Origin of the sequence: Pseudomonas alcaligenes (assembly GCF_041729615.1) — a bacterium.
GTDB classification, from domain to species: Bacteria; Pseudomonadota; Gammaproteobacteria; order Pseudomonadales; family Pseudomonadaceae; genus Aquipseudomonas; species Aquipseudomonas alcaligenes_B.
Genome location: NZ_CP154874.1, coordinates 1,726,997 through 1,748,968, shown reverse-complemented (window position 1 = coordinate 1,748,968; position 21,972 = coordinate 1,726,997). Strand labels below are relative to the sequence as shown.

Annotated in this window: 28 protein-coding genes and 1 pseudogene; 7 read left to right on the top strand and 22 right to left on the bottom strand. The window is 66.9% G+C overall.

Annotated features, from left to right (window positions below):
• Positions 1–100: 100 nt before the first annotated feature.
• The 6 genes from AAG092_RS08520 to AAG092_RS08495 are packed head-to-tail and all read right to left on the bottom strand — an operon-like array spanning position 101 to position 4,462.
• Complete coding sequence (locus AAG092_RS08520) at positions 101–658, bottom strand: hypothetical protein (protein WP_373389336.1); 558 nt, start codon at positions 656–658, stop codon at positions 101–103.
• Positions 655–1,752, bottom strand: coding sequence for a beta-ketoacyl synthase N-terminal-like domain-containing protein (locus AAG092_RS08515; protein WP_373389335.1), 1,098 nt, complete (start codon positions 1,750–1,752; stop codon positions 655–657). Before AAG092_RS08515 ends, AAG092_RS08520 begins: the two co-directional genes overlap by 4 nt.
• Positions 1,749–2,012, bottom strand: a complete 264-nt coding sequence (locus tag AAG092_RS08510; RefSeq protein ID WP_203790292.1) for an acyl carrier protein — start codon at positions 2,010–2,012, stop codon at positions 1,749–1,751. The genes AAG092_RS08515 and AAG092_RS08510 overlap by 4 nt, the downstream gene beginning before the upstream one ends.
• Positions 1,997–3,181, bottom strand: coding sequence for an ABC transporter permease (locus tag AAG092_RS08505; RefSeq protein ID WP_373389334.1), 1,185 nt, complete (start codon positions 3,179–3,181; stop codon positions 1,997–1,999). Before AAG092_RS08505 ends, AAG092_RS08510 begins: the two co-directional genes overlap by 16 nt.
• On the bottom strand, positions 3,178–4,062 hold the full coding sequence (locus AAG092_RS08500) for an ABC transporter ATP-binding protein (RefSeq protein WP_373389333.1): 885 nt from the start codon (positions 4,060–4,062) through the stop codon (positions 3,178–3,180). Before AAG092_RS08500 ends, AAG092_RS08505 begins: the two co-directional genes overlap by 4 nt.
• On the bottom strand, positions 4,055–4,462 hold the full coding sequence (locus AAG092_RS08495) for a beta-hydroxyacyl-ACP dehydratase (RefSeq protein ID WP_373389332.1): 408 nt from the start codon (positions 4,460–4,462) through the stop codon (positions 4,055–4,057). The genes AAG092_RS08500 and AAG092_RS08495 overlap by 8 nt, the downstream gene beginning before the upstream one ends.
• An 81-nt stretch (positions 4,463–4,543) precedes the next feature.
• Here AAG092_RS08495 and AAG092_RS08490 point away from each other — a divergent pair, with 81 nt between their 5' ends.
• Positions 4,544–5,098: an isoprenylcysteine carboxylmethyltransferase family protein gene (locus AAG092_RS08490; RefSeq protein WP_373389331.1), complete on the top strand. Its 555-nt coding sequence runs from the start codon at positions 4,544–4,546 to the stop codon at positions 5,096–5,098.
• A gap of 66 nt (positions 5,099–5,164) precedes the next feature.
• On the opposite strand, the gene AAG092_RS08485 is transcribed toward AAG092_RS08490, so the two are convergent.
• Complete coding sequence (locus AAG092_RS08485; protein WP_373389330.1) at positions 5,165–5,596, bottom strand: hypothetical protein; 432 nt, start codon at positions 5,594–5,596, stop codon at positions 5,165–5,167.
• Positions 5,597–5,688: 92 nt separating this feature from the next.
• Between AAG092_RS08485 and pip the strand changes: the two genes are divergently transcribed.
• Together pip and dtd are read left to right on the top strand one after the other, a co-directional pair.
• The gene (gene pip / locus AAG092_RS08480; RefSeq protein WP_373389329.1) at positions 5,689–6,660 is read left to right on the top strand and encodes a prolyl aminopeptidase; all 972 of its coding nucleotides are present in this window, start codon (positions 5,689–5,691) and stop codon (positions 6,658–6,660) included.
• Positions 6,657–7,094, top strand: a complete 438-nt coding sequence (dtd, locus tag AAG092_RS08475; protein ID WP_373389328.1) for a D-aminoacyl-tRNA deacylase — start codon at positions 6,657–6,659, stop codon at positions 7,092–7,094. Before pip ends, dtd begins: the two co-directional genes overlap by 4 nt.
• Positions 7,095–7,097: 3 nt before the next feature.
• Here dtd and AAG092_RS08470 read toward each other — a convergent pair whose 3' ends face one another.
• Positions 7,098–7,574: a DoxX family protein gene (locus tag AAG092_RS08470; RefSeq protein ID WP_220034084.1), complete on the bottom strand. Its 477-nt coding sequence runs from the start codon at positions 7,572–7,574 to the stop codon at positions 7,098–7,100.
• Positions 7,575–7,639: 65 nt separating this feature from the next.
• Between AAG092_RS08470 and AAG092_RS08465 the strand changes: the two genes are divergently transcribed.
• Positions 7,640–8,227, top strand: coding sequence for a TetR/AcrR family transcriptional regulator (locus AAG092_RS08465; protein ID WP_373389327.1), 588 nt, complete (start codon positions 7,640–7,642; stop codon positions 8,225–8,227).
• Here the strand turns inward: AAG092_RS08465 and AAG092_RS08460 are convergent.
• The 10 genes and pseudogenes from AAG092_RS08460 to ubiE form a co-directional block, all read right to left on the bottom strand.
• Positions 8,187–8,636 carry a UPF0158 family protein gene (locus tag AAG092_RS08460; protein WP_373389326.1) on the bottom strand — a complete coding sequence of 150 codons (450 nt, stop codon included), beginning with the start codon at positions 8,634–8,636 and terminating at the stop codon, positions 8,187–8,189. The genes AAG092_RS08465 and AAG092_RS08460 overlap by 41 nt on opposite strands.
• A gap of 65 nt (positions 8,637–8,701) precedes the next feature.
• Positions 8,702–9,409, bottom strand: coding sequence for a 16S rRNA (uracil(1498)-N(3))-methyltransferase (locus AAG092_RS08455; protein WP_373389325.1), 708 nt, complete (start codon positions 9,407–9,409; stop codon positions 8,702–8,704).
• Positions 9,406–10,194, bottom strand: coding sequence for a twin-arginine translocase subunit TatC (tatC, locus tag AAG092_RS08450; protein ID WP_110683432.1), 789 nt, complete (start codon positions 10,192–10,194; stop codon positions 9,406–9,408). Before tatC ends, AAG092_RS08455 begins: the two co-directional genes overlap by 4 nt.
• Positions 10,194–10,487, bottom strand: a pseudogene (gene tatB / locus AAG092_RS08445) (Sec-independent protein translocase protein TatB); the annotation flags it as partial. The pseudogene tatB and the gene tatC, both read right to left, overlap by 1 nt.
• 4 nt (positions 10,488–10,491) lie before the next feature.
• A complete protein-coding gene (tatA, locus tag AAG092_RS08440) occupies positions 10,492–10,728 on the bottom strand; it encodes a twin-arginine translocase TatA/TatE family subunit (RefSeq protein WP_110683434.1) in 237 nt (78 codons plus the stop codon).
• 24 nt (positions 10,729–10,752) lie between these two features.
• Complete coding sequence (locus AAG092_RS08435) at positions 10,753–11,085, bottom strand: phosphoribosyl-ATP diphosphatase (protein ID WP_110683435.1); 333 nt, start codon at positions 11,083–11,085, stop codon at positions 10,753–10,755.
• On the bottom strand, positions 11,078–11,476 hold the full coding sequence (gene hisI / locus AAG092_RS08430) for a phosphoribosyl-AMP cyclohydrolase (RefSeq protein WP_110683436.1): 399 nt from the start codon (positions 11,474–11,476) through the stop codon (positions 11,078–11,080). The genes AAG092_RS08435 and hisI overlap by 8 nt, the downstream gene beginning before the upstream one ends.
• Positions 11,477–11,581: 105 nt before the next feature.
• Positions 11,582–13,171 carry a ubiquinone biosynthesis regulatory protein kinase UbiB gene (gene ubiB / locus AAG092_RS08425; protein WP_373389324.1) on the bottom strand — a complete coding sequence of 530 codons (1,590 nt, stop codon included), beginning with the start codon at positions 13,169–13,171 and terminating at the stop codon, positions 11,582–11,584.
• Positions 13,168–13,782 carry an SCP2 domain-containing protein gene (locus tag AAG092_RS08420; RefSeq protein ID WP_373389323.1) on the bottom strand — a complete coding sequence of 205 codons (615 nt, stop codon included), beginning with the start codon at positions 13,780–13,782 and terminating at the stop codon, positions 13,168–13,170. The genes ubiB and AAG092_RS08420 overlap by 4 nt, the downstream gene beginning before the upstream one ends.
• Positions 13,782–14,552 (bottom strand): bifunctional demethylmenaquinone methyltransferase/2-methoxy-6-polyprenyl-1,4-benzoquinol methylase UbiE, encoded by a 771-nt coding sequence (gene ubiE, locus AAG092_RS08415; RefSeq protein WP_076582727.1) that lies wholly within the window; start codon positions 14,550–14,552, stop codon positions 13,782–13,784. The genes AAG092_RS08420 and ubiE overlap by 1 nt, the downstream gene beginning before the upstream one ends.
• Positions 14,553–14,666: 114 nt before the next feature.
• Between ubiE and AAG092_RS08410 the strand changes: the two genes are divergently transcribed.
• From AAG092_RS08410 to AAG092_RS08400, 3 genes are all read left to right on the top strand, one after another.
• Positions 14,667–14,945, top strand: coding sequence for a polyhydroxyalkanoic acid system family protein (locus AAG092_RS08410; RefSeq protein WP_373389322.1), 279 nt, complete (start codon positions 14,667–14,669; stop codon positions 14,943–14,945).
• A gap of 209 nt (positions 14,946–15,154) precedes the next feature.
• Positions 15,155–15,601 (top strand): phasin family protein, encoded by a 447-nt coding sequence (locus AAG092_RS08405; protein ID WP_373389321.1) that lies wholly within the window; start codon positions 15,155–15,157, stop codon positions 15,599–15,601.
• A gap of 10 nt (positions 15,602–15,611) precedes the next feature.
• Entirely contained in the window at positions 15,612–16,406 is a 795-nt protein-coding gene (locus tag AAG092_RS08400) for a phasin family protein (protein ID WP_373389320.1), read from the top strand.
• Positions 16,407–16,454: 48 nt separating this feature from the next.
• Here the strand turns inward: AAG092_RS08400 and AAG092_RS08395 are convergent, their stop codons facing one another.
• The 4 genes from AAG092_RS08395 to phaC (AAG092_RS08380) form a co-directional block, all read right to left on the bottom strand.
• Positions 16,455–17,069 carry a TetR/AcrR family transcriptional regulator gene (locus tag AAG092_RS08395; RefSeq protein ID WP_110683442.1) on the bottom strand — a complete coding sequence of 205 codons (615 nt, stop codon included), beginning with the start codon at positions 17,067–17,069 and terminating at the stop codon, positions 16,455–16,457.
• Positions 17,070–17,147: 78 nt separating this feature from the next.
• Positions 17,148–18,830, bottom strand: a complete 1,683-nt coding sequence (gene phaC, locus AAG092_RS08390) for a class II poly(R)-hydroxyalkanoic acid synthase (protein WP_373389318.1) — start codon at positions 18,828–18,830, stop codon at positions 17,148–17,150.
• 157 nt (positions 18,831–18,987) lie between these two features.
• Positions 18,988–19,845, bottom strand: coding sequence for a poly(3-hydroxyalkanoate) depolymerase (gene phaZ / locus AAG092_RS08385; RefSeq protein WP_110683444.1), 858 nt, complete (start codon positions 19,843–19,845; stop codon positions 18,988–18,990).
• Between the two features lie 170 nt (positions 19,846–20,015).
• The gene (phaC, locus tag AAG092_RS08380; RefSeq protein ID WP_110683445.1) at positions 20,016–21,695 is read right to left on the bottom strand and encodes a class II poly(R)-hydroxyalkanoic acid synthase; all 1,680 of its coding nucleotides are present in this window, start codon (positions 21,693–21,695) and stop codon (positions 20,016–20,018) included.
• Positions 21,696–21,972: the final 277 nt, after the last annotated feature.

Below are 21,972 nucleotides of genomic sequence, written 5' to 3'. Positions count from 1 at the left end.
GTTCCCTCTCCCGTTTACGGGAGAGGGTTAGGGAGAGGGAAGGCGTCATCGCCCTCTCCCCCGGCCCCTCTCCCACAAGTGGGAGAGGGGAGGTGTCGACCTACAGATCCAGCCGCAACGCTGCTATTCCCGCTGTCAGCGCCGCGAAGTCCTCTGCCACGTTGGTCTGCGTGCCGCGCTCCAGCAACACCGCCTGCACGCGGAAATCGCCCAGGTCCTCGACCACCAGCAGCAGCGCCTGGCTGACCAGGCCGTCGGCCAGGTCCAGCGCGGCCAGCCGCTGCAGCTGTGGCCATACCCGTGGCCCGGCGCCGATAAACAGGTTCGGGCCTTCCAGTCCCAGTTGTTGGGCAACATGGAAGCCGGCGGCGTTGCTCACGCTGTTGACGAACTCGAAGGGCTTGGGCTGGCGTTGCTGCACGCACACGGCGTCGAGCAGCGCGCCCATGGTCGGCCGCGCCGGGTGGCGTGAGGCCAGGTACAGGCCGCAGTCGCTGCGCACCTGCTCCTTGAGCAGGGCCGCGCCGAGCAGGGCCTGGAAGATCAGGCGGTCGATGCGCCGTGGCGGGCTTGCCAGATACTGGCTCAGCGCGGCCTTCAGCGCCTTGTCGTCGAGGGCTGCGCTGCCGTGGATCTCGCTGGCGGCGATGACGTTCATTGCGCGATCCCCTGCAGCACCAGGCTGGCGTTGTTGCCGCCGAAGCCGAAGAAGTTGGCCAGCAGCAGGGCGTCGGGCGCAATGGCCGTCGGCTCGCTGGGCAGCGGCAGCAGCGCCTCGCCGGCATAGTCCAGCGCCGGCAGCGCGCCGCGGCGCAGGGCGGCGAGCAGCAGCAGCGTCTCGCTCAGGCCGCAGGCGCCCAGGCTGTGGCCGAGCCAGGGCTTGAGCACGGCCAGCGGCGGTAGCGCCTCGGGGTAGAGCAGGCGCATGCCGGCGCTTTCGGCCAGGTCGTTGGCGCCGGTGGCGGTGCCGTGCAGCTTGGCCAGGCCGATCTGCCCGGCCTCGACCCCGGCGACCTGCAGGGCGCGGCGCATCACCCAGTCGATATGGCTGCCATCCTCGCGGGTGGTGGTCAGGCTGCTGGTATCGCAGGCGCTGAAACCGCCGAGCAGTCTGGCCAATGGTGCCTGCCCTGGTTCGCGGCCGAGCAGGGTGGCGCAGTAGCACTCGCCCAGCACCAGGCCGTCGCGCTCCGGGTGGAAGGGTCGGTAGGCGCCGCTGGGGCTGGTCAGGTCGAGGGCGCCGAAGCCTTGCTGAGCAATGGCGCTGGGCGTCTCGAAGGCCAGCACCAGTACCTGCTTGTAGTCACCGCTGGCGAGCAGTCGCGCGCCATACAGCAGTCCGTTGGCGGCGCTGGTGCAGGCGGTGTTGAGGGTGAAGGCCTCGGCGAAGCCGTGGCGCTGGCGCAGCCGCTCGGCCATCAGGTCCAGCGGCGTGGAGTGTTCGAAGCGGAAGCCTCCGTCGGCTGCCACTTGGGTTTCCAGCTCGGTGATGTCCAGCGCGGTGCTGGCGACGATCAACAGGCAGTCACCGGCCGCTGCGTCGCCCAGGGTTTCGCCGAGCAGACGATCCAGGCGTGCGTCCAGCGTCTCGTCAGTGGCAGCGGCGAGGTAGGGGCGCGGCTGCTGCAGTTCGTGCAGCAAGAAGGGCGTCGGTTGTGGCCGGCGGTCGGCCAGCAGGTTGCTCGCCGCTTCGCTCAGGTCGGCGCCGAGGGCGCTGTGCAGGGCGCCGCGCTGCAGGTAGACGGGGATCATTGCTGGCTGCGGATAAAGGCGGCGATATCGGCGATGCTGGCGAGGATCTTGCGACCGTCCTTGGCGCCCTCGATGCGCACGCCGTAGTGCTGCTGCAGGGCCAGCGACACCTGCAGGGCGTCCAGGCTGTCCATCTGCACGCGGCTCTTGGCGCCGAACAGCGGCTCGTCGTCGGCGATGCTCTGCCAGTCGATGTCGTCTTCCTTGTCGCACTCGCGAATCAGCAGTTGCTTGAGTTGTTGTTCTAGAAGGTCGTCCATTGCGTTTGCTGCACTCGTCTGCGGAACAGGAGCCAGCCACCGCCGCCCAGCAGGGCGGCCATCAGCAGCAGGCGGAAACAGTAGGGGGCGATGTCGGCGAGCGAACCCTGGCCCACCAGCAGGGTGAGGAAGGCGTCCAGCGCCCAGCTCATCGGCGAGACTTCCGCCAGTTGGCCCATGGCGGCCGGCATCACGCTCTTCGGCACCATGATGCCGCCCAGTGCGGCGAGGATGATATTGATCCCGCCGCCGAGCAACAACGCCTGCTCGGCGCTGCGCGCCAGGGCTGCGAACAGCAGGCCGAGGCCGCAGGTGGCCAGGCTCAGGCTGATGGCGAGCAGGGCATAGGCCGCCGGGCTGCCGGGCAGGCTCAGGCCCTGCAGGCCGAGCAGTGGCAGACCGTGCACACCGATGCTCAGCAGCAGGGCGAACTGCACCAGATTGATGGCGAAGTAGGGCAGCAGCTTGCTCAGGGCCAGGGTGGCCAAGCTGAGGTCGAGGGCGCGGAAACGCAGGAGGGCGCCGCTCTGCTGTTCGCGCTGGAAGCCGCCGGCCATCGGCAGGGCGACGAAGAACATGCCGAAGATCAGCCAGGCCGGCACGCTCAGCTGGCTGGCGTTGGCGCGGCCGCTGAGGTCGCCGCTGGCCAGCAGCTCGTGTTCCTCGACCCTGCTTTGCGTGCGTTGCTGCACCAGGGCCAGGCGCTCGGCCAGCGGCAGGCTGGCATCCAGCTCGCCGCTGTCTTCGAGGAAGGCGAGCAGGCGGGTCTGCGCCAGGGCGATGCGCACGGCGCTGCGCAGGTGCTGGCGCGACAGCTTGTCCAGCTGCGGCGGGAAGCTCAGGGCCAGGCCCTGGCGCTGATCATCCAGGAGGCTCTCGCTGAAGTCGGCGGGCAGGCTGATCCTGGCACTGCGCGCATCGCCCTGAGCCAGCAGTTCGCTGCCCGGCAGCTGGGCCTCAAGGGCGGCGCGGAATACCTGCTCGTAGCTGCCATTCGGCGTGGCCTGCAGCACCACACGCAGGACCGGCGGCTTGTCCTGCAGGTAGTTGGACATGGCGCCGGCCATCAGCACCAGGAACAGGGTCGGCATGATGAAGAGCACGGCCAGCGCGTGGGGGTCGCGCAGCATCAGCAGGAATTCCTTGCGCACCAGGGCCCGCAGTCTCATAGGCGCCCTCCGTTGAGGCGCAGGTAGAGCTGTTCCAGCGAGGGCCGGCCGAAGCGCAGCAGGTGCGGCAGCTCGGGGCGCTCGGCGAGGAAGCGGGTGATCTCCAGCAGCTGTGGGCCGTCCAGGCTGGAGATGCGCAGGCCGCCTGGCAGCGCCTCGGCGCTGAGGTGCAGTTTCGCCAGCAGCTCGCGCAGGCCGGCGGGCTCCTCGCCCTGCCACTCCAGCAGCAGGCCGTGGCCGTCGTCGAGCAGCTGGCGGCTGTCCAGGTCCAGGCGCACCCGCCCCTCGTGCAGCAGGACGATGCGCTGGGCCACACGCTCGATCTCGTCGAGGTAGTGGCTGGTGTAGATCACTCCGTGGCCCTCGGCAGTGAGGTGCTCGACGGCGCCCAGCAGCAGCTGGCGGCTGGCGGCGTCGACGCCGACCGTGGCCTCGTCGAACAGATACAGGCGTGCCGGCTGCAGCAGGCCTATGGCGAAGTTCAGGCGCCGCTGCTCGCCGCCGGACAGGCGCGCGGCGCGGCGTTGCAGCTTGCTCTCCAGCACGGTGCTGGCGATGCACAGCTCCAGGCGGCGGGCGCGCTCGGCGCCGCGCAGGCGGTAGAGGTCGGCGAACAGTTCGAGGTTCTCGCGCACCTTGAGTTCGGCATAGAAGGCCAGCTGCTGCGGCACCAGGCCGAGGCTGCGCTCGCCGTCCCAGCGGATCTCTCCCTGCTGCAGCGGCAGCACGCCGGCCAGCAGGGAGAGCAGGGTGGTCTTGCCGGCGCCGTTGCTGCCGAGCAGGCCCAGGCACTGGCCGGCCTGCAATTGCAGGTCGATGCCCTGCAGCGCCGGGGTGTCGGCGCCGGGGTAGCGGTGGGTGATATTGGTTAGCTCAAGCACGGACCAGCACCAGCAGGAGCTTGCCGTCCAGCAACAGGCGCTGCTCGGCGTGGATGCTGAAGGCGTAGAGGGCGCCGGCCGGGCTTAGCGTCTCCTGGGTGGCGCTGACGTGCAGCGCGCCCTCGCGGCGCGGTGGTTCATGGTGCAGCTGCAACTGCGACAGCTTGCCCACCAGGGCCATGTCGATGGCGCTATCCTCGCCATATAGGGCACCATGCGCGGCGCACAGCTGGGCCGCGGCCTCGAACAGCAGGCAGGGCGAGGCGTCGTGGCCCAGGGCGTGCAGATGGTGCCAGGCGGACAGGCCCTCGATGCGTTCGGCATCGTGGCCGAGCAGGGCGTCCAGCCACAGGGCTTGGCCCTGGTGCGGCAGCAGGCAGTGCAGTTGGGTGCGGTCCATTGCGGGCGGTCGTTAGGATTTGGCCAGCAGTGTACCAGCAGAGCGCCCGGGTTCGATCGATACGAGGCAAGGAGTGACGGGATGCTGTGGATACAGGCGACGGCCTTCGTGCTGGGCTCGCTGGCGCTGCTGGGGATTTCCTGGCGGGCGCTGAAGAACACCCGCTCCCATGGCTTCTACCGCTTCCTCGCCTGGGAGGCGATGCTGGCGCTGCTGGTGCTCAACGCGCCGGTCTGGTTCGAGGATCGCTATGCCCTGCACCAGAAGGTCTCCTGGGTGCTGCTGTTCACTTCGCTCAGCGTGCTGCTGCTTGGCATCTACCAGCTGCGCCGCGACGGCAAGCCTGGCGAGCAGCGCCAGGACGACGAGCTGTACGCCTTTGAGCGCACCTCGCAGCTGGTCACCGGCGGCATCTACCGCTTCATCCGCCACCCGCTGTTCTGCTCGTTGCTGCTGCTGACCTGGGGCATCGCCTGGAAAGACCTGCACGCGCTCACCCTGGTCCTCGCCCTGCTGGCCAGCGCGTTGCTGTACCTGGCGGCGCGACGTGACGAGGCCGAATGCCTGGCCTACTTCGGCGAGGACTATCGCGCGTACATGGGTCGTAGCCGGATGTTTATTCCCTACCTGTTCTAGCTGGTGTAGAGCGGATGAAACCCGCGTTGACCCTGGAAGCAAGCGCGGGTTTTACCCGCCCTATGGCTATTCCCAGTCCAGCCGCGCCAGCTGCCACTCGCCGTCCTCCAGCCACCACTCCAGGGTGACGCTGTAGTGCCGAGCACTGTCCGGGATCAAGCCCTCGGCGCCGGTCAGGGCCACCTCGGCCTGGGTGCGGCCCTTGCTGCTGTAGGTAGGATCGATCTCGCTGCGGCTGCCGATGGCCAGGATGCGCACCTGCTTGTGGCGCAGGAACAGCAGAGCCATGGTGCGCCGTGCCCACTCGCGGTCGTATTGCTGCTGGGCGGCGAACTGCGGATGCAGCTGCTCCAGCACCGCATCGTTGCGCTTGGCTTCCAGGTTGTCCTGCAGCTGCTGCACGGCCGCCTCCAGGGCGGCCTGCGGATCGTCGCGGCCGCAGCCGGCGAGCAGTGCGCAGATCAGCAGAAAAGGCAGGGCAAATCGCTTGGCTGGCATGCTCAACTCCTGATTCATGGTTATGATGCCCGGCACGGCTGGCTGCCGTCAGGCAGCTACAGGGACCTTACGCACAGACTCGGGAGTGCGCCATGCTGACTTTGTATCCGGAGATCAAACCCTACGCCCGCCATGAGCTGGCGGTGGAGGAACCGCACGTTCTCTACGTGGACGAAAGCGGCTCTCCGGACGGCCTGCCGGTGGTGTTCATCCACGGCGGCCCGGGTGCCGGCTGCGATGCCGCCAGCCGCCGCTACTTCGACCCGAACCTGTACCGCATCGTCACCTTTGACCAGCGCGGCTGCGGCCGCTCCACCCCGCACGCCACCCTCGAAGGCAACACCACCTGGGACCTGGTTGCCGACCTGGAGCGCATCCGCGAGCACCTGAGTATCGACAAGTGGGTGCTGTTCGGCGGCTCCTGGGGCTCGACCCTGTCCCTGGCCTACGCGCAGAAGCATCCCGAGCGCGTGCATGGCCTGATCCTGCGCGGCATCTTCCTCTGCCGGCCGCAGGAGATCAGCTGGTTCTACCAGGAAGGCGCCAGCCGCCTGTTCCCCGACTACTGGGAAGACTATGTGGCGCCGATCCCCGCCGAGGAGCGCGGCGACCTGGTGCAGGCCTTCTACAAGCGCCTCACCGGCCCGGACCAGATCGCCCAGATGCACGCGGCCAAGGCCTGGTCGACCTGGGAAGGCCGCACCGCCACCCTGCGCCCCAACCCGCAGGTGGTCGACCGTTTCAGCGAGCCGCACCGCGCGCTGTCGATCGCCCGCATCGAGTGCCACTACTTCGTCAACAACGCCTTCCTCGAGGAAGACCAGCTGCTGCGCGACATGCCGAAGATCGCCCACCTGCCGGGCGTCATCGTGCACGGTCGCTACGACGTGATCTGCCCGCTGGACAATGCCTGGGCCCTGCACCAGGCCTGGCCCAACAGCGAGCTGCAGATCATCCGCGACGCCGGCCACTCGGCGGCGGAGCAGGGCATCACCGACGCCCTGGTGCGCGCCGCAGACCAGATGGCCCGGCGCCTGCTCGACCTGCCGCCGGAAGAGGCATGAAGCTGCTGATCCAGCGGGTGCGTGGCGCCCGCGTCGAGGTGCAAGGCGAGACAGTCGGTGCCATTGACCAGGGCCTGCTGGCGCTGGTCGGCATCGAACCGCAGGACGATGCGCAGACGCTGGCCAAGGGCCTGCAACGCCTGCTCAGCTACCGGGTGTTTGCCGACGCCGCCGGCAAGATGAATCTGTCACTGAAGGACGTGAACGGCGGTCTGCTGCTGGTCTCGCAGTTCACCCTGGCCGCCGATACCAGCAGCGGCCTGCGCCCGAGTTTTTCCACGGCGGCGCCGCCGGCCCAGGGCCTGGCGCTGTTCGAGCGCCTGGTCGAGCTGGCCCGCGAGCAGCACCCGCAGGTCGCCACGGGCCGTTTCGGCGCCGACATGCAGGTGTACCTGGTCAACGATGGGCCGGTGACCTTCCTGCTGCAAATCTGAGCCTCAGGCGGCCGCCACGGCGGTGGCCCGGCGCGGCAGCAGGCCGCCGGCGTACAGCGTCCACAGGATGATCAGCGGCTGGAACGGCAGGCGCAGCCAGTAATACCACTGTTCCTGCGGCAGGCCGTCCACGGTCAGGCCATTGAGGGCATTGTGCAGGTTGGCCGGGAATACGCAGACGAAGTACAGCGCCAGCAGGGCGGCCGCCAGGCGCCGCGTACGCGGCAGCAGCAGGCCGAGCGCGCCGGCGATCTCGCAGGTTCCGGTGAACAGCACCAGCGGCAGATGCCAGGGCAGGTAGTCGGGCATCATCGGCAGGTAACGTTCCGGTGTCAGCCAGTGATCGATTCCCGCGAAAACCAGTGCCGCAGCCAGGGCCAGGCGCATGCGCGCCGGCCAGTCGGCGAGGCCGGGCAGTCCCAGGCGGTGGGCGCCCCAGGCGCCGATGCAGAGCACTATCAACAGGGCGACGAAGAACATGGCTGGCCTCTCGGGTTGGTTTGGCTATGATGTTGCTCGTGTCAACATAGAAAAGGATGTTGTCGGTGTCAACTTCGAGAGAAGAGCGTTCCTATCATCATGGCGATCTGCGCATGGCCCTGTTGCGCGCGGCGGCCGAGTTGCTGGCGGAGCAGGGCGAGGCCGCCATCAGCCTGCGCGAGGTGGCGCGCCGGGCACAGGTCTCGCACAACGCGCCCTATCGCCACTTCACCGACCGCGAGGCATTGCTGGCGGCACTGGCCGAGCAGGGCTTCGCCGAGTTGCTGGAGCGCATGCAGGTGGTCGCGCGGGAGGGCAAGGCCGAGGCCAGGCTGGCGGCGCTGGGGCGCTGCTATGTCGACTTCGCCCTGCAACGACGTGGTCTGTTCCGCCTGATGTTCAGCGGTGCATTGGAGCGCAACCGTTACCCGGCCCTGTTGACGGCGGCACAGGCGCTGCATCGTCAGCTGGAGGAGGCGGTGGCAGTGCTGGTTGCAGATGTGGACGGCATTGCCAGTCTGTCGGCCTGGAGCCTGGTTCATGGTTTGGCGCAGCTGCTACTGGAAGGGCAGGTCGCTGTGGATGAGGGCCGCCAGGTCTTGATCGAGCGGGTTACCAGCGAATTTGCCGAGGGCCTGCTGCGCAGGGGCTAGTGCTCGGCTGCAGCTCGTTCTCTTCCAGCCAGTCCTGGGCCAGTTCGCGCAGGCGCTCGGCCTCGAAGGTCTGCCAGGCCTGCAGGAGGGCGGGGTAGTGCATCAGCACGTGGTTGAAGGTGCGCACCGGGCGGCGGCTCTCCAGGGCCTGTTGCAGCTCGCCGTAGGCATGCGGATGGATGACCTCGGCGAGGAATTCGCGCATCAGCGCCAGGCTGTCGCCGGGCTGCAGCGGCTCGACCAGCAGGAAGCGCTCCGGCTCCTCGCGCAGCAGCGCCTCCAGTTCGGGATCGGCGTCTGTTTCGGGAATCAGCAGCAGCTTGCCGCTGAGCAGGTCGAGGTAGTGGTCCAGCCCCTCGGTGTTGAGGGCGCAGGCCAGTTCGTCCAGGTCGATGGTCAGCGGGCGCATGGCGAACTCCATATTGGCCGGCGTGGCTCCAGCCTAAGCCCGTGCGTATGGCAAAACAACGCCGTTCAGAACAGGCGAGCCAGCAGGGCCGGGACCGCCGTCTCCACCCGCAGGATGCGCTGGCCCAGCTGTACCGGCGCCAGGCCGGCCTCGCGCAGTTTCTCCACCTCGTAGGCAATCCAGCCGCCTTCCGGGCCTATGGCCAGGGTCACCGCCTCGTTGACCGCGCGCGGACAGGCGGGGTAGTCGCCGGGGTGGCCAACCAGGCCCAGGGTGCCGGCGGCGATGGCCGGCAGGCGGTCCTCGACGAAGGGCTTGAAGCGTTGCTCGATGCTCACCTCGGGCAGCACGGTGTCGCGGGCTTGCTCCAGGCCCAGAATCAGCTGCTCGCGGATCGCCTCGGGGCTGAGGAAAGGGGTCTGCCAGAAGCTCTTTTCCACCCGGTAGCTGTTCAGCAGCACCAGCCGCGGCACGCCCATGGCGGCCACCGTCTGCAACACGCGCTTGAGCATCTTCGGCCTGGGCAGGGCCAGCAACAGGGTCACTGGCAGCTTGGCCGGCGGTGGCTGGTCCAGTTCGACGCGCAGTTCGGCGTGCTGCTCATCCAGGGCCAGCAGGGTACCGCGGCCCATCGGCCCGCCGAGGCGGCCGACGCGCAGGCTGTCACCGCTCTCGGCACCGTGGACTTCATGCAGGTGCTTGAGGCGGCGGCCGCTGAGCACGGCGCGATCCGCCGCGACGAAGTCGGCGTCCTCCAGCAGCAGCAGGTTCATTGCAGCGGCGCGGGTGGCTGGTCGTCGGGACGCTCTTCTGGCGTCTCGTGCTCGTCGCGCTTGCGCACCAGCCCGCCAAACAGCAGGCCGGCTTCGAACAGCAGCCACATGGGCACGGCCAGCAAGGTCTGCGAAAACACATCCGGCGGGGTGAGGAACATGCCGACCACGAAGCAGCCGACGATCACGTAGGGACGGCTTTTCTTCAGCGTCTCGACGTCGACGATGCCGACCCAGATCAGCAGGAAGGTGGCCACCGGAATCTCGAAGGCCACGCCGAAGGCGAAGAACAGGGTGAGGACGAAGTCCAGGTACTGGCCGATGTCCGTCATCATCGCCACCCCTTCGGGCGTCACGCTGGCGAAGAAGCCGAACATGATCGGGAATACCACGAAGTAGGCGAAGGCCATGCCGGCGTAGAACAGCAGGATGCTGGAGATCAGCAAGGGTACGGCGATGCGTTTTTCATGCTGGTACAGGCCCGGGGCGATGAAGCCCCAGATCTGCTGCAGCACCACCGGCATGCTGAGAAACAGTGCCACCACCAGCGTCAGCTTGAACGGCGTGAGGAAGGGGGAAGCAACGCCGGTGGCGATCATGGTCGCGCCCTCCGGCAGGTAGGCGCGCAGAGGGGCGGCGACCAGTGCGTAGATGTCCTGAGCGAAGTAGAACAGCGCGGCGAAGATCAGCAGCACGGCGATGACGCAGCGCAGGATGCGGTTGCGCAGCTCGGTGAGATGAGCGACCAGCGGCATTTCCTGGTCGTCGCGGGACGTTTCACTCATGGCGGGCTGGGCTTGTCCTGGCTATCGGTATTGGGTGCCGCTGGCGCCGGTGGCTGAACGCTCTGCTTCATCTCGCGCTCCAGCTCCAGGATGTGCTCGTTGTGCAGTTGGCGGCGGATCTCGTCGGCGCCGATTTCGCGCTCCACCTCGGTCTTCAGGCTGTTGAAGCTGCGTTTGAGGCGGCCGATCCACAGGCCTGCCATGCGTGCAGCCACGGGCAGGCGCTCGGGCCCGAGCACCAACAGGGCGATCAGGCCAACCAGCAGCAGTTCGGAAAAGCCGACGTCGAACATGGTCTCAGTCTTTCTTCACCGGCTCTTCGACCTTGCGTGCTTCACCAGCAATGGTCTGACCCTTGGCTTCTTCGACCGCCGGCTTGGTCTCTTCCTCGCCCTGGTTCATCGACTTGCGAAAGCCCTTGATCGCGTCGCCCAGATCGGAGCCCAGGCCCTTGAGGCGCTTGGTGCCGAACAGCATGACGACGATGAGCAGGATGATCAGGAGTTGCCAGATGCTGATGCCGCCGATACCCATGATGAATCTCCGAAGGTTGTGAAATCAGGATTGCGGGCGTGCGGCTTTTTCCGCATGCCCGGACAGGCCGAAACGGCGGTCCAGCTCGTCCAGCACGGCCTGGGGGTGCTGGCCGAGGGCGGCGAGCATGACCAGGCTGTGGAACCAGAGGTCCGCGGTTTCGTAGATCAGGTCGCTGCAATCGCCGTTGATGGCCGCGTCCTTGGCCGCAAGAATGGTCTCGACCGACTCTTCGCCGACCTTCTCCAGAATCTTGTTCAGGCCCTTGTGGTACAGGCTGGCCACGTAGGAGCTGTCCGGCGCCGCGCCTTTGCGCGCCTCCAGCACCTCGGCCAGGCGGGTGAGGGTGTCACTCATGCTTGTGTTCCTGGTAGATGGCGTGCGGGTCCTTGAGTACCGGATCGACGCTGTGCCACGCGCCATCTTCCCAGACCCGGTAAAAGCAACTTTCGCGCCCGGTATGGCAGGCGATGCCGCCGAGCTGCTCCACCTGCAGGATGATCACGTCGGCGTCGCAGTCCAGGCGCAGCTCATGCAGCTTCTGCACATGGCCGGACTCCTCGCCCTTGCGCCACAGCTTGCCACGCGAGCGTGACCAGTAGATGGCACGGCCTTCGGCCGCGGTGAGGCTCAGGGCCTCGCGGTTCATCCAGGCCATCATCAGCACGCGCCCGGTCTTGTGATCCTGGGCGATGGCCGGCACCAGGCCATCCTCGTTCCAGTGAATTTCGTCGAGCCAGTCGGTCATCTCTGCATCCGCCCGTAGCGGGCACTCTCATGGCGCCTGTGCGGCACCGGTTGTGCACCCTGCGGGTGCGATCAGGCTAAGTGTGCCAGCCGCAGCCGGCACTGGCTATCGGCGCAGGACCAGTGCCAGGCCGGCGCCCAGGCTGAGCCAGGCGGCCCAGGCCGCCGGGGCCAGCGCCAGGCCCTGGCTGACGCCACCGGCCACCAGCGCCGCGCCGAGCAGGCGCAGCGGCCAGGCGGAGCCCTGCGGCGCGGCAGCGGGGGCCTCGGTGCGCGGCTGGTTGAGACGCTCCAGGGTGTCGCGGGCCATCTGCGACAGGTGCGGCACCTGCTCGGCCTGCTGCTGCAGGTTGCGCAGCAGGTGCAGGGGGCTGACGCGCTCGCGCATCCAGCGCTCGAGGAAGGGCTGGGCGGTGCTCCACAGGTCCAGGTCCGGGTACAGCTGGCGGCCCAGGCCCTCGATGTTGAGCAGGGTCTTCTGCAGCAGCACCAGTTGCGGCTGCACTTCCATGTTGAAGCGCCGCGCGGTCTGGAACAGGCGCAGCAGCAGCTGGCCGAAGGAGATGTCCTTCAGCGGCTTCTCGAAGATCGGCTCGCACACGGTGCGGATGGCCGCCTCGAACTCGTTGACCTTGGTCTCCGCCGGCACCCAGCCGGAGTCGATGTGCAGCTGTGCCACCTTGCGGTAGTCGCGCTTGAAGAAGGCGATCAGGTTGCGCGCCAGGTAGTCCTGGTCCTCGTCGGTGAGGCTGCCGATGATGCCGCAGTCGATGGCGATGTACTGCGGGCTCCAGGGAGTGCGGGTGGCGACGAAGATGTTGCCGGGGTGCATGTCGGCATGGAAGAAGCTGTCGCGGAACACCTGGGTGAAGAAGATCTCCACGCCGCGTTCGGCCAGCAGCTTCATGTTGGTTCGCTGGTCGGCCAGGGTTTCCAGGTCGGTCACCGGCACGCCGTAGATGCGCTCCATCACCAGCACCTTGGGTCGGCACCAGTCCCAGTGCACCTGCGGCACGTAGAGCAGTGGCGAGTCGGCGAAGTTGCGTCGCAGCTGGCTGGCGTTGGCCGCCTCGCGCAGCAGGTCGAGCTCGTCGAAGATGGTCTTCTCGTAGTCGGCCACCACTTCCACCGGGCGCAGGCGGCGCGCGTCGACCGAGGCCTTCTCGGCGATGCGCGCGGCGAGAAACAGCCAGGCGAGGTCAGAGCGGATGACCGGCTTGAGTCCGGGGCGGATCACCTTGACCACCACTTCCTCGCCGCTTTTCAGCTGCGCGGCATGCACTTGGGCCACCGAGGCCGAGGCCAGCGGCTCGACATCGAAGCGGGCGAATACCTCGCCGACCTTGGCGCCCAGCTGCTGCTCGATGCGTGCCACGGCGTGCTCGGGGTCGAACGGCGGCACCTGGTCCTGCAGGCGCGCCAGCTCGTCGGCGACGTCCGGCGGCAACAGGTCGCGGCGGGTGGAGAGCAGCTGGCCGAACTTGATGAAGATCGGGCCGAGGTCTTCCAGGGCCAGGCGTAGCGCCTCGCCGCGGCTCAGCTCCAGTTTCCCCCTCGGCAGCCAGCGCCAGGGCAGGGCGAAGCGCAGGGCGCGCATCCAGGTGGGCAGTGGCAGGGTCAGCAGCAGGTCGTCCAGGCGGTAGCGGATGACCACGCGCAGGATGCGCAGCAGGCGGCGGGTGGCGAGCAGGCTCATGAGTTCTTGTGCAGATTCCGGGCGAGGCGGTCGATGCGCGCGTCGAGGCGATCGAGGGCCAGCTTGAGGTCGTCCAGTTCATCGAAGCGGGCCTGGGCTTCGCGCTCGCCGACCAGGCTGCGCGATTCCTCGGCCAGGTAGTCGGCCAGGGTCTGGCGCAGGCTGTCGAGGCTGTCGCCGGCCCAGTTCACGCGGCTGCGCAGGTGGCCAGCGAGCAGCTGGCTGCCGACCGGGCCGAGCCAGCGCGACAGTTCGTATTCCCAGTCCAGCTCCAGGTCCTGGAGGATGCCGGCCAGCTCCAGCAGCACGGCGCTGTCACCGCTGAGGCTGACTTCCGGGCGGTGCAGGATGGCGGTCTTGTCCTTGGTCAGGGCCAGCTTGAGCAGGCTGCTGGCGGGCGCGCTGAGCACGCAGTCGGCGCCGTCCCAGTGGCTGGCCAGTTGCAGGCCCTCGGCACCGGGGAGGATGAACAGCTTGAGCGCCGGGCTCTGGCAGTCGACCTCGATCAGCTTGCCTTCCAGCCGGGCCAGGCGCGGCAGCGCGGTGCTGTCCATGGCCAGCACGCGGTTGAGGCCGAGCTCAACGCCCGCCAGCAGCGCCTGGGTCAGCATCAGGGCTTGATACCGCGGTGCAGGGCGACGATGCCGCCGGTCATGTTGTGGTAGGTGACGCGCTCGAAGCCAGCCTCGACCATCATCGCCTTGAGCGTTTCCTGGTCCGGGTGCATGCGGATCGACTCGGCCAGGTAGCGGTAGCTGTCGGCGTCGTTGGTGATCAGCTTGCCGGCCAGCGGCATGAAGCTGAACGAGTAGGTGTCGTAGGCCTTGGCCAGCAGCGGGTTGCCCGGTTTGGAGAACTCCAGCACCAGCAGGCGGCCGCCCGGCTTGAGCACGCGCAGCATGGAGCGCAGGGCGTTCTCCTTGCGGGTCACGTTGCGCAGGCCGAAGGCGATGGTGACCACGTCGAAGTGGTTGTCCGGGAAGGGCAGCGCCTCGGCATCGGCTTGGACGAACTGCACGTTGCCGGCCACGCCCTTGTCCAGCAGGCGGTCACGACCGACCTTGAGCATGGAGTCGTTGATGTCGGCCAGCACCACTTCGCCGCTCGGGCCGACCAGGCTGGAGAACTTGCGGGTGAGGTCACCGGTGCCGCCGGCGATATCCAGCACGCGGTTGCCCGGGCGCACGCCGGACAGCTCGATAGTGAAGCGCTTCCACAGACGGTGCAGGCCGCCGGAGAGCACGTCGTTCATCAGGTCGTACTTAGCCGCCACCGAGTGGAAGACTTCGGCGACCTTCTCCGCCTTCTGGCTTTCCGGGACGTCCTGGAAGCCGAAGTGGGTGGTCTTTTCCTGCTCTGGGGCCTTGCGCGGGTCGTTCATGTCGCGTCACCTGAATCGAAGTGGCGGCCATTCTAAACCCCCTGCTGGCCTTTGTCTTGGCGCCGGGTGGAGCTGTTATAGTCGCGTGACACCAGGTCGCAGCAGGAGTCGCGCATGTCCCGCATCACCGTCGAACGCACCCATTCCCTCGGCCTTGCCGTCGCCCGCGAGAAGGCCGAGGCGCTGGCCCGGCGCCTGGCCAGCGAGTATGACGTGAAGTACCGCTGGAACGGCGACACCCTGGAGTTCAAGCGCAGCGGCGCCGACGGGCATATCGACGTGGCCGCCGACAGCGTGCGCGTGGAGCTCAAGCTGGGCCTGCTGCTGTCGGCACTGGGCGGCACCATCCGGCGCGAGATCGAGGAGACGCTCGACAAGCACCTGCAGGCCTAGAGTGCTGGCTCTGCCGGTGCTCGGATTGTCGGCTGCCTCAGGCCATGGCGCGGAGCGGCAAGGCCGGATGGCGCTACCGGGACGCCTGCGCAGTGCGACAGTTTTTTCGCAACAGCGCACTAGTATGTGATTTCTAATTTTTCCCTCTACCTTGCGCTCAAGTCCCGCGAAGGGACGAACCTTCCACCACATTGAGCGTGAGGTGCACCATGGCCACTAAAGTCGCCGTTAAGAAGAAAGTCGAAGCTGTCGAAAGCAAAGTCACCGTTCTGACCGACGTGAAGGCCTACGCCCGCAAGGTCTGGCTGGCCGGCCTGGGTGCCTATGCCAAGGCCGGTGCCGAAGGCGCCGACTACTTCAAGGAGCTGGTCAAGGCCGGCGAAGGCGTCGAGAAGCAGGGCAAGAAGCTGGTGAGCGAGCAGGTCGATGCCGCCAACAGCCAGATCGAATCGCAGCTCAAGAGCGTCAAGAGCAGCGTCTCCGAAGTCAAAGGCAAGGTCGAGGTGCAGTTCGACAAGATCGAGAAGGCCTTCGACAGCCGCGTTGCCAGCGCGCTCAATCGCCTGGGTATTCCCTCCAAGCAGGATGTTGAGGCACTCTCTGCTAAGCTGGACGAGTTGAATGCTTTGCTTGAGCGAGTGGCGCGTACCCAATAAGGAGAGCAGGATGGCTGTTAAGAAAACTACCGCAGCAAAACCGGCGGCAAAACCGGCAGCGAAGAAGCCGGTTGCCAAAAAGGAAAGCAACTCCTGGATCGGTGAGGTCGAGAAGTACTCGCGCCAGATCTGGTTGGCCGGCCTCGGTGCCTATTCCAAGATCAGCAAGGACGGCAACAAGCTGTTTGACGGCCTGGTCAAGGACGGCGAGAAGGCCGAGAAGAAGGCCAAGAGCGAAGTCGACAAGCAGCTCGACGTGGTCAAGTCCAGCGTCGGTTCCACCGTCGGTACTGCCAAGTCCAAGGTCGATGAGGTCAAGGACAAGGCCCTGGGCAAGTGGAACGAACTGGAAGAGGCCTTCGACAAGCGCCTGAACAGTGCCATCTCCCGTCTGGGCGTGCCCAGCCGCAACGAGGTGAAGGCGCTGCAGACCAAGGTCGACAGCTTGACCAAGCAGATCGAGAAACTCACCGGTGTATCGGTGAAGTCGGTCGCCAAGCCTGCGGCTAAACCGGCTGCCAAGCCGGCTGCCAAGGCTGCCGCGAAACCCGCTGCGAAGCCTGCCGCCAAGCCGGCTGCCAAAGCTGCGGCCAAACCCGCAGTGAAGGCAGCGGCCAAGCCTGCTGCCAAACCGGCTGCCAAGCCCGTTGCGGCCAAGCCGGCGGCTGCCAAGAAGCCGGTGGTGAAGAAGCCCGCTGCGCCGAAGCCGGCCGCCAAACCGGCTGCTGCCAAGCCTGCCGCCCCGGCTCCAGCTGCTGCCCCGGCTCCGGTCGCCGCTCCGGCAACCCCCGCCACCCCGTCCTGATTTTCTCAGGATGTACAAGCGCCCGGCCCAGTGCCGGGCGTTTGCATTTCAGGCTTCCAGATAGCGCTGCGCGAGTCGCTCGGCGGCGTGACGCGGCGCGTCGGTGAGGTGCGGGGCGACCAGCATCATCACCTGGAACACCACCAGGCGCACTTCGCCGTCGGCGCCGAGGATGCGCTGGTAGTCGAGGGAGAACAGCAGGGTCAGGGTGATCTGCTCCACCAGCTGGCCGAGGGCCTGGGTGTCGCTGCGCAGCTGGCCATGGGCCTTGAGTCGCGCCAGCAGGCTGGCCAGGGTGCGCTTGAGCTGATTGAGCCACAGGCGGATGCCGCGGGCCAGCTTGGGCAGGCGCCCGGCCAGGTTGGACAGGTCCTGGAACAGGAAGCGGTACTGGGCCAGACGCTCGACGATCAGGTGCAGGAACAGCCAGTAATCCTCGACGCCCAGCTCGGCATCCTCGGGCGGATCAAGCAGCGGCGCCAGGTCGCTCTGGAAGCGCTCGAACAGCTCGAGGATCAGCGGTTCCTTGCCGTGGAAGTGGTAGTAGAGGTTGCCCGGGCTGATGCCCATTTCGGTGGCGATTTCGAGGGTGGAGACGTTGGGCTCGCCCTGCTGGTTGAACAGCAGCAGGGCGCATTCGAGGATGCGGTCGCGGGTCTTCATTCCATGATCTTGTGGTGGCCGCCGGAGTGCCGACGATAACCGGCCAGGCACCCGCCCGGCCAGCGCCGAGTGCCGCTTTCAGCGCACATGCACATAGGTGCCGGGGGCCGACTCCATCGCCGGGTGCTTGTTGCCGCCGACGCTGAACACGGTTTCGCGCAGCTCGCCCGAGCGCTGCTGGATCCATTCCAGCCACTGCGGCCACCAGCTGCCCTCCTGCCTTTGCGCATCGTGATACCAGGCGCGCGGGTCGCTGGTCAGCTTGGCGGCCTCCAGATAGGTGGCCTTGGGGTTGCCCGGTGGGTTGAGAATGCTCTGGATGTGGCCGCTGTTGGACAGCACGAAGCGGCTGTTGCCGCCGAGCAGCAGGGCGGAGCGGTAGACCGCGTCCCAGGGAGTGATGTGGTCGTTGATGCCAGCCACGCTGAAACTGTCCAGGTTGACCTTGGACAGGTCGATCGGCGTGCCGCAGATCTCCATGCCGCCGGCGCGGGTCAGCGGATTGTGCTTGAACAGGTCGAGCAGGTCGCCGTGCAGGGCGGCCGGCAGGCGGGTGTTGTCGTTGTTCCAGTAGAGGATGTCGAAGGCTGGCGGTTCCTTGCCCATCAGGTAGTTGTTGACCCAGTAGTTCCAGATCAGGTCGTTGGGGCGCATCCAGGCGAACACCCGCGCCATGTCGCGGCCATCCAGCACGCCGCTCTGGTAGGAGCGGCGCTTGGCCGACTCCAGCGTCTGCTCGTCGGCGAACAGCATCGCCGGGCTGTCCACCTGGGCGTCCAGCAGGCTGACCAGGTAGGTGGCGCAGCCGATCTTGCGCAGCTGGCGCTTGGCCTGCAGGTGGCCCTGCAGGGCGGCGATGGTCAGGCCACCGGCGCAGGCGCCGAGCAGGTTGACCTCCTTGCTGCCGGTGATGGCGCGGCATACGTCGGAGGCTTCCTCCACCGCCTGCACGTAGCTGGACAGGCCCCATTCGCGATGCCGTGCGTCCGGGTTGCGCCAGCTGATCATGAACACCTGTAGGCCGTTCTTCAGGCAGTACTGGATGAAGCTCTTCTCCGGCGACAGGTCGAAGATGTAGAACTTGTTGATCTGCGGCGGCACCATAAGCAGCGGGCGCTCGTACTGCTTCTCGCTCATCGGCTTGTAGTGGAGCAGCTCGAACATCTCGCAGCGGTACACCACCGCGCCTGGGGCGACGGCCAGGTTGCGGCCGACCTCGAAGGCGCGCTTGTCGACCTGCTGCGGCATGCCGCTGTTGTGCAGCAGGTCGTCGAACAGCTGGCGCGCACCGCGCAGCACGCTGCTGCCGCCGCTGTTGAACAGCTCCTTGACCGCCAGCGGGTTGAGCAGGGTGTTGGATGGCGCCAGGGCATCGTTGAGCAGGGAGAACAGGAAGTGCGCGCGGGTGCGGTCGTCCGGCGACAGGTCGCTCTCGTCGATCCACGCCTTGAGCTGCTTCTGCCAGGCCAGGTAGGCCTGCAGGCTGCGCCGGTAGAAGGGGTTGAGCTGCCAGGTCGGATCGGCGAAGCGGGCGTCCTGCGGATTGGGCCGGTAGGGGGTGTCGCCGAGCATCACGCGACCCAGCTGCTTGCCGAAGGCCAGCAGGTGGCGGGAGCTGTGCACCGGCTGGCGCAGGCCTTGGAAGGCCAGGGTGCGCAGGGTGGAGAACAGGTCGCGGCCGCGCAGGCCGACCATCGCACTCTGCGCGTTCATGAAGTTTGCGGGTACCGGCAGTGATCCCGGTGCAGTCTTGTCACGCATGGGGCAGGCTCCGTCGTCAAACTGTCATATCCGATGACAGCAAGGCTTGTACCAAGGCGCGCCGGAGGGCATTCCAGACTGCCGCGCAATAATTCCTCCTTGTCCGGCTGGCCTCGCGTTGGGGCGAGCCTGCCGGAGTAGCACTACAGTTGTGCGATCAGTGGCTGCGCACGGGCAGCGGCTGCGGGTGCATCACCGCGCGCTGCCGTTCCTCCTGGAGGAACTTCATGATGATAGGCGCCACGGCCTCGGCGCGGGTCACGAGGAACAGATGACCGTCGTCGATCACGTGAAGTTCCGCGTTGGGGATGCGCCAGGCCAGCAGGCGCATGTTGACCAGCGGGATGATCGGGTCGTCGTCGCCGGCCAGTACCAGGGTGGGCTGGCGGATGCGGTGCAGCCAGTGGATGCTGGTCCAGCCGAGGCCGGCGAACAGCTGCCAGTAGTAGCCCATCTTGCCGCCCGAGCGCACCTTGCTGGCGTGCGAAAGGGCCAGCTTGGGGTCGCGGCGGAAGGCGCCGCCGTAGATGTCCGGGGCGATGTGCACGCCGTAGGACGGCTGGATGTAGCGCCGCGGGCTGGCCATGCGCCAGAGCACCTTGGGCTTACCCGGCACCATCACTGCGCCGGCCGAGGTGGCGGCCAGCACCAGCTTCTTGCAGCGCTCCGGGTAGTCGTGGGCGAACTGCTGGGCCAGCGCGCCGCCCCAGGACACGCCGATGGCGTTGACCTGGCCATAGTCCAGGTAGTCGAGCATGCGCGCGGCCAGCTTGGCCAGGCCGGGGAAGCGGTAGGGCGTGCTCGGGGTGGAGGAGCCGCCGACGCCGGGAACGTCGAAGGCGATCACTTCCAGATCGGGGTCGAGCGCCGAGACGAAGGGCATCACCAGCTCCAGGTTGGCGCCGATGCCGTTGAAGATAAGCAGCGGCGTCAGGCTGCTGCCGCCGGGGCGGACCGCGGTGCGGATGGTCTGGCCATCCAGCTCGATGGTACGGAATACGAATGGTTGCGGCATGCACTAGGCCCTATACATGGATCAGCGGCGAGCGGCCTTCCGAGGCGGCTCGCCAGTCTCCCGCCAGGCGGGGCGCCGCGGGGCCCGGAGGCCCGCTGCGGCGTGCGGCACATCCGGGTGCCGCGGGCAGTACTGCGCAAGGTGCAGCATTGTCGGTAGCGCTGTTGTCATCAGCGTTCGTGGACATAGGTTCCCGGTGCGGCCTCGCCCGGGGCGTGGCTCTTGCTGCCCAGGCTGGCCGGAGCCTTCTTCAGCTTGCCGGAGCGCTCGCCCAGCCACTGCTGCCAGTGCAGCCACCAGGAATCGGCGTGCTTGGTGGCCTTCTCCTGCCATTCGCGGGCGCTCGCCGCCGGCTCGCTGTTAGTGACGAAGCGTGCCTTGGGGTTGCCCGGCGGGTTGAGGATGCTCTGGATGTGGCCGCTGTTGGACAGCACGAACTCGACCTTGCCGCCGAACAGCAGCGAGGACTTGTAGCAGGCTTCCCAGGGGGTGATGTGGTCGGTGGTGCCGGCCACGCAGTAGATGTCGCAGGTGACCTGCTTGAGGTCGATCGGCGTGCCGCAGACTTCCAGGGCGTTGGGCCGGGTCAGCGGGTTGGTCTTGAACAGCTCGATCAGGTCGCCGTGGAAGGCGGCCGGCAGGCGCGTGGTGTCGTTGTTCCAGTAGAGGATGTCGAACACCGGCGGCTCGTTGCCCAGCAGGTAGTTGTTGACCCAGTAGTTCCAGATCAGGTCGTTGGGGCGCATCCAGGCGAACACCTTGGCCATGTCCTTGCCCTCCAGCACGCCGGACTGGTAGGAGCGGCGCTTGGCGGCCTCCAGGGTCTTCTCGTCGGCGAACAGGGCGACCTGGGTGTCCAGCTTGGTGTCGAGCACGCTGACCAGCAGGGTCATGGAGTTGACCTTCTTCTCGCCGATGGCCGCGTAGTGGCCGAGCAGCGAGGAGATGGTGATGCCGCCGGAGCAGGCGCCGAGGATGTTGACGTCCTTGCTGCCGGTGATTTCGGTGACCACGTCGACCGCTTCCTTGAGCGCCTCGATGTAGGTCGACAGGCCCCACTCGCGCTGCGCCTTGGTCGGGTTGCGCCAGCTCACCACGAAGGTCTGCACATGGTTGCGCAGGAGGAAGCGCGCCACGCTCTTCTCCGGCGACAGGTCGAACACGTAGAACTTGTTGATCTGCGGCGGCACCACCAGCAACGGGCGCTCGTGCACCTGCTCGGTGGTCGGCTTGTACTGGATCAGCTCCAGCAGGTCGTTGCGGAAGATCACCGCGCCTTCGCTGGTGGCCAGGTTCTTGCCGACCTCGAAGGCGTCCATCTTCACCTGGCTGGGCATGCCGCCGTTGTTGACGATGTCCTTGGCCAGGTGCGAGAGGCCGTCGAGCAGGCTCTTGCCGCCGGTCTCGAAGAAGCGCTTGACCGCCGCCGGGTTGGCCATGCTGTTGGTCGGTGCCATGGCCTCGGTCATCAGGTTGATGACGAAGTGGCCGCGGCTGGTGTCCTGCTCGGAGAGGTTGCTGTCCTCGATCCAGTCGTGCAGTTCCTTGCGCCAGGCCAGGTAGGTCTGCAGGTAGCGGCGGTACAGGGGGTTCTGGCTCCAGGCCGGGTCGGCGAAGCGGCGGTCGCCGTCTTCCGGTGACAACTCCGACTGGCCAAGCAGGACGTTCTTCAGCTCGAGGGCGAAGTGGGTGACATGCTTGGCGCTGTGGAAAGGTTGCTTGATGGCCTGGGCCAGCACCATCCGGGCAGAGGTGAGTAGATCCTTGCCGCGCAAGCCGATCACCGGGTTCAAACCCAGGGTGTTCTCCGAGGCTTGGCGATGCAGGTCTTCATTATTCTTCTGGGTCATCTACGACGCTCCATTGTCCTGAGACGAATACCAACTGCAGCTGTGAAAGGGCACAGGGCGAAGGGCTGGTACTGCTCGGGTTTACCGGGTGCGGAGCGAACTCCGCGCTTTCTTCGCATTTGCCGAGGGCAAATGCACGGAACCTGCCAGTTCCTTGGTTACCCGAGTTTCCTCTTTTGCGCAAGTTCGCGAATGCTGATTGAACGGCGCGCGGGAGTATGCCGAGGGCGATTAGAAAATGCGCCCTAGGTATGAAGGGAATATTGCGCGAGGCTCA

Coding starts and splice junctions, on each gene's coding strand:
- AAG092_RS08520 (WP_373389336.1), bottom strand. CDS start 658: ATGAACGTCATCGCCGCCAGCGAGATCCACGGCAGCGCAGCCCTCGAC.
- AAG092_RS08515 (WP_373389335.1), bottom strand. CDS start 1,752: ATGATCCCCGTCTACCTGCAGCGCGGCGCCCTGCACAGCGCCCTCGGC.
- AAG092_RS08510 (WP_203790292.1), bottom strand. CDS start 2,012: ATGGACGACCTTCTAGAACAACAACTCAAGCAACTGCTGATTCGCGAG.
- AAG092_RS08505 (WP_373389334.1), bottom strand. CDS start 3,181: ATGAGACTGCGGGCCCTGGTGCGCAAGGAATTCCTGCTGATGCTGCGC.
- AAG092_RS08495 (WP_373389332.1), bottom strand. CDS start 4,462: ATGGACCGCACCCAACTGCACTGCCTGCTGCCGCACCAGGGCCAAGCC.
- AAG092_RS08490 (WP_373389331.1), top strand. CDS start 4,544: ATGCTGTGGATACAGGCGACGGCCTTCGTGCTGGGCTCGCTGGCGCTG.
- AAG092_RS08485 (WP_373389330.1), bottom strand. CDS start 5,596: ATGCCAGCCAAGCGATTTGCCCTGCCTTTTCTGCTGATCTGCGCACTG.
- pip (WP_373389329.1), top strand. CDS start 5,689: ATGCTGACTTTGTATCCGGAGATCAAACCCTACGCCCGCCATGAGCTG.
- dtd (WP_373389328.1), top strand. CDS start 6,657: ATGAAGCTGCTGATCCAGCGGGTGCGTGGCGCCCGCGTCGAGGTGCAA.
- AAG092_RS08470 (WP_220034084.1), bottom strand. CDS start 7,574: ATGTTCTTCGTCGCCCTGTTGATAGTGCTCTGCATCGGCGCCTGGGGC.
- AAG092_RS08460 (WP_373389326.1), bottom strand. CDS start 8,636: ATGCGCCCGCTGACCATCGACCTGGACGAACTGGCCTGCGCCCTCAAC.
- AAG092_RS08455 (WP_373389325.1), bottom strand. CDS start 9,409: ATGAACCTGCTGCTGCTGGAGGACGCCGACTTCGTCGCGGCGGATCGC.
- tatC (WP_110683432.1), bottom strand. CDS start 10,194: ATGAGTGAAACGTCCCGCGACGACCAGGAAATGCCGCTGGTCGCTCAT.
- tatA (WP_110683434.1), bottom strand. CDS start 10,728: ATGGGTATCGGCGGCATCAGCATCTGGCAACTCCTGATCATCCTGCTC.
- AAG092_RS08435 (WP_110683435.1), bottom strand. CDS start 11,085: ATGAGTGACACCCTCACCCGCCTGGCCGAGGTGCTGGAGGCGCGCAAA.
- hisI (WP_110683436.1), bottom strand. CDS start 11,476: ATGACCGACTGGCTCGACGAAATTCACTGGAACGAGGATGGCCTGGTG.
- ubiB (WP_373389324.1), bottom strand. CDS start 13,171: ATGAGCCTGCTCGCCACCCGCCGCCTGCTGCGCATCCTGCGCGTGGTC.
- AAG092_RS08420 (WP_373389323.1), bottom strand. CDS start 13,782: ATGCTGACCCAGGCGCTGCTGGCGGGCGTTGAGCTCGGCCTCAACCGC.
- ubiE (WP_076582727.1), bottom strand. CDS start 14,552: ATGAACGACCCGCGCAAGGCCCCAGAGCAGGAAAAGACCACCCACTTC.
- AAG092_RS08410 (WP_373389322.1), top strand. CDS start 14,667: ATGTCCCGCATCACCGTCGAACGCACCCATTCCCTCGGCCTTGCCGTC.
- AAG092_RS08405 (WP_373389321.1), top strand. CDS start 15,155: ATGGCCACTAAAGTCGCCGTTAAGAAGAAAGTCGAAGCTGTCGAAAGC.
- AAG092_RS08400 (WP_373389320.1), top strand. CDS start 15,612: ATGGCTGTTAAGAAAACTACCGCAGCAAAACCGGCGGCAAAACCGGCA.
- AAG092_RS08395 (WP_110683442.1), bottom strand. CDS start 17,069: ATGAAGACCCGCGACCGCATCCTCGAATGCGCCCTGCTGCTGTTCAAC.
- phaC (WP_373389318.1), bottom strand. CDS start 18,830: ATGCGTGACAAGACTGCACCGGGATCACTGCCGGTACCCGCAAACTTC.
- phaZ (WP_110683444.1), bottom strand. CDS start 19,845: ATGCCGCAACCATTCGTATTCCGTACCATCGAGCTGGATGGCCAGACC.
- phaC (WP_110683445.1), bottom strand. CDS start 21,695: ATGACCCAGAAGAATAATGAAGACCTGCATCGCCAAGCCTCGGAGAAC.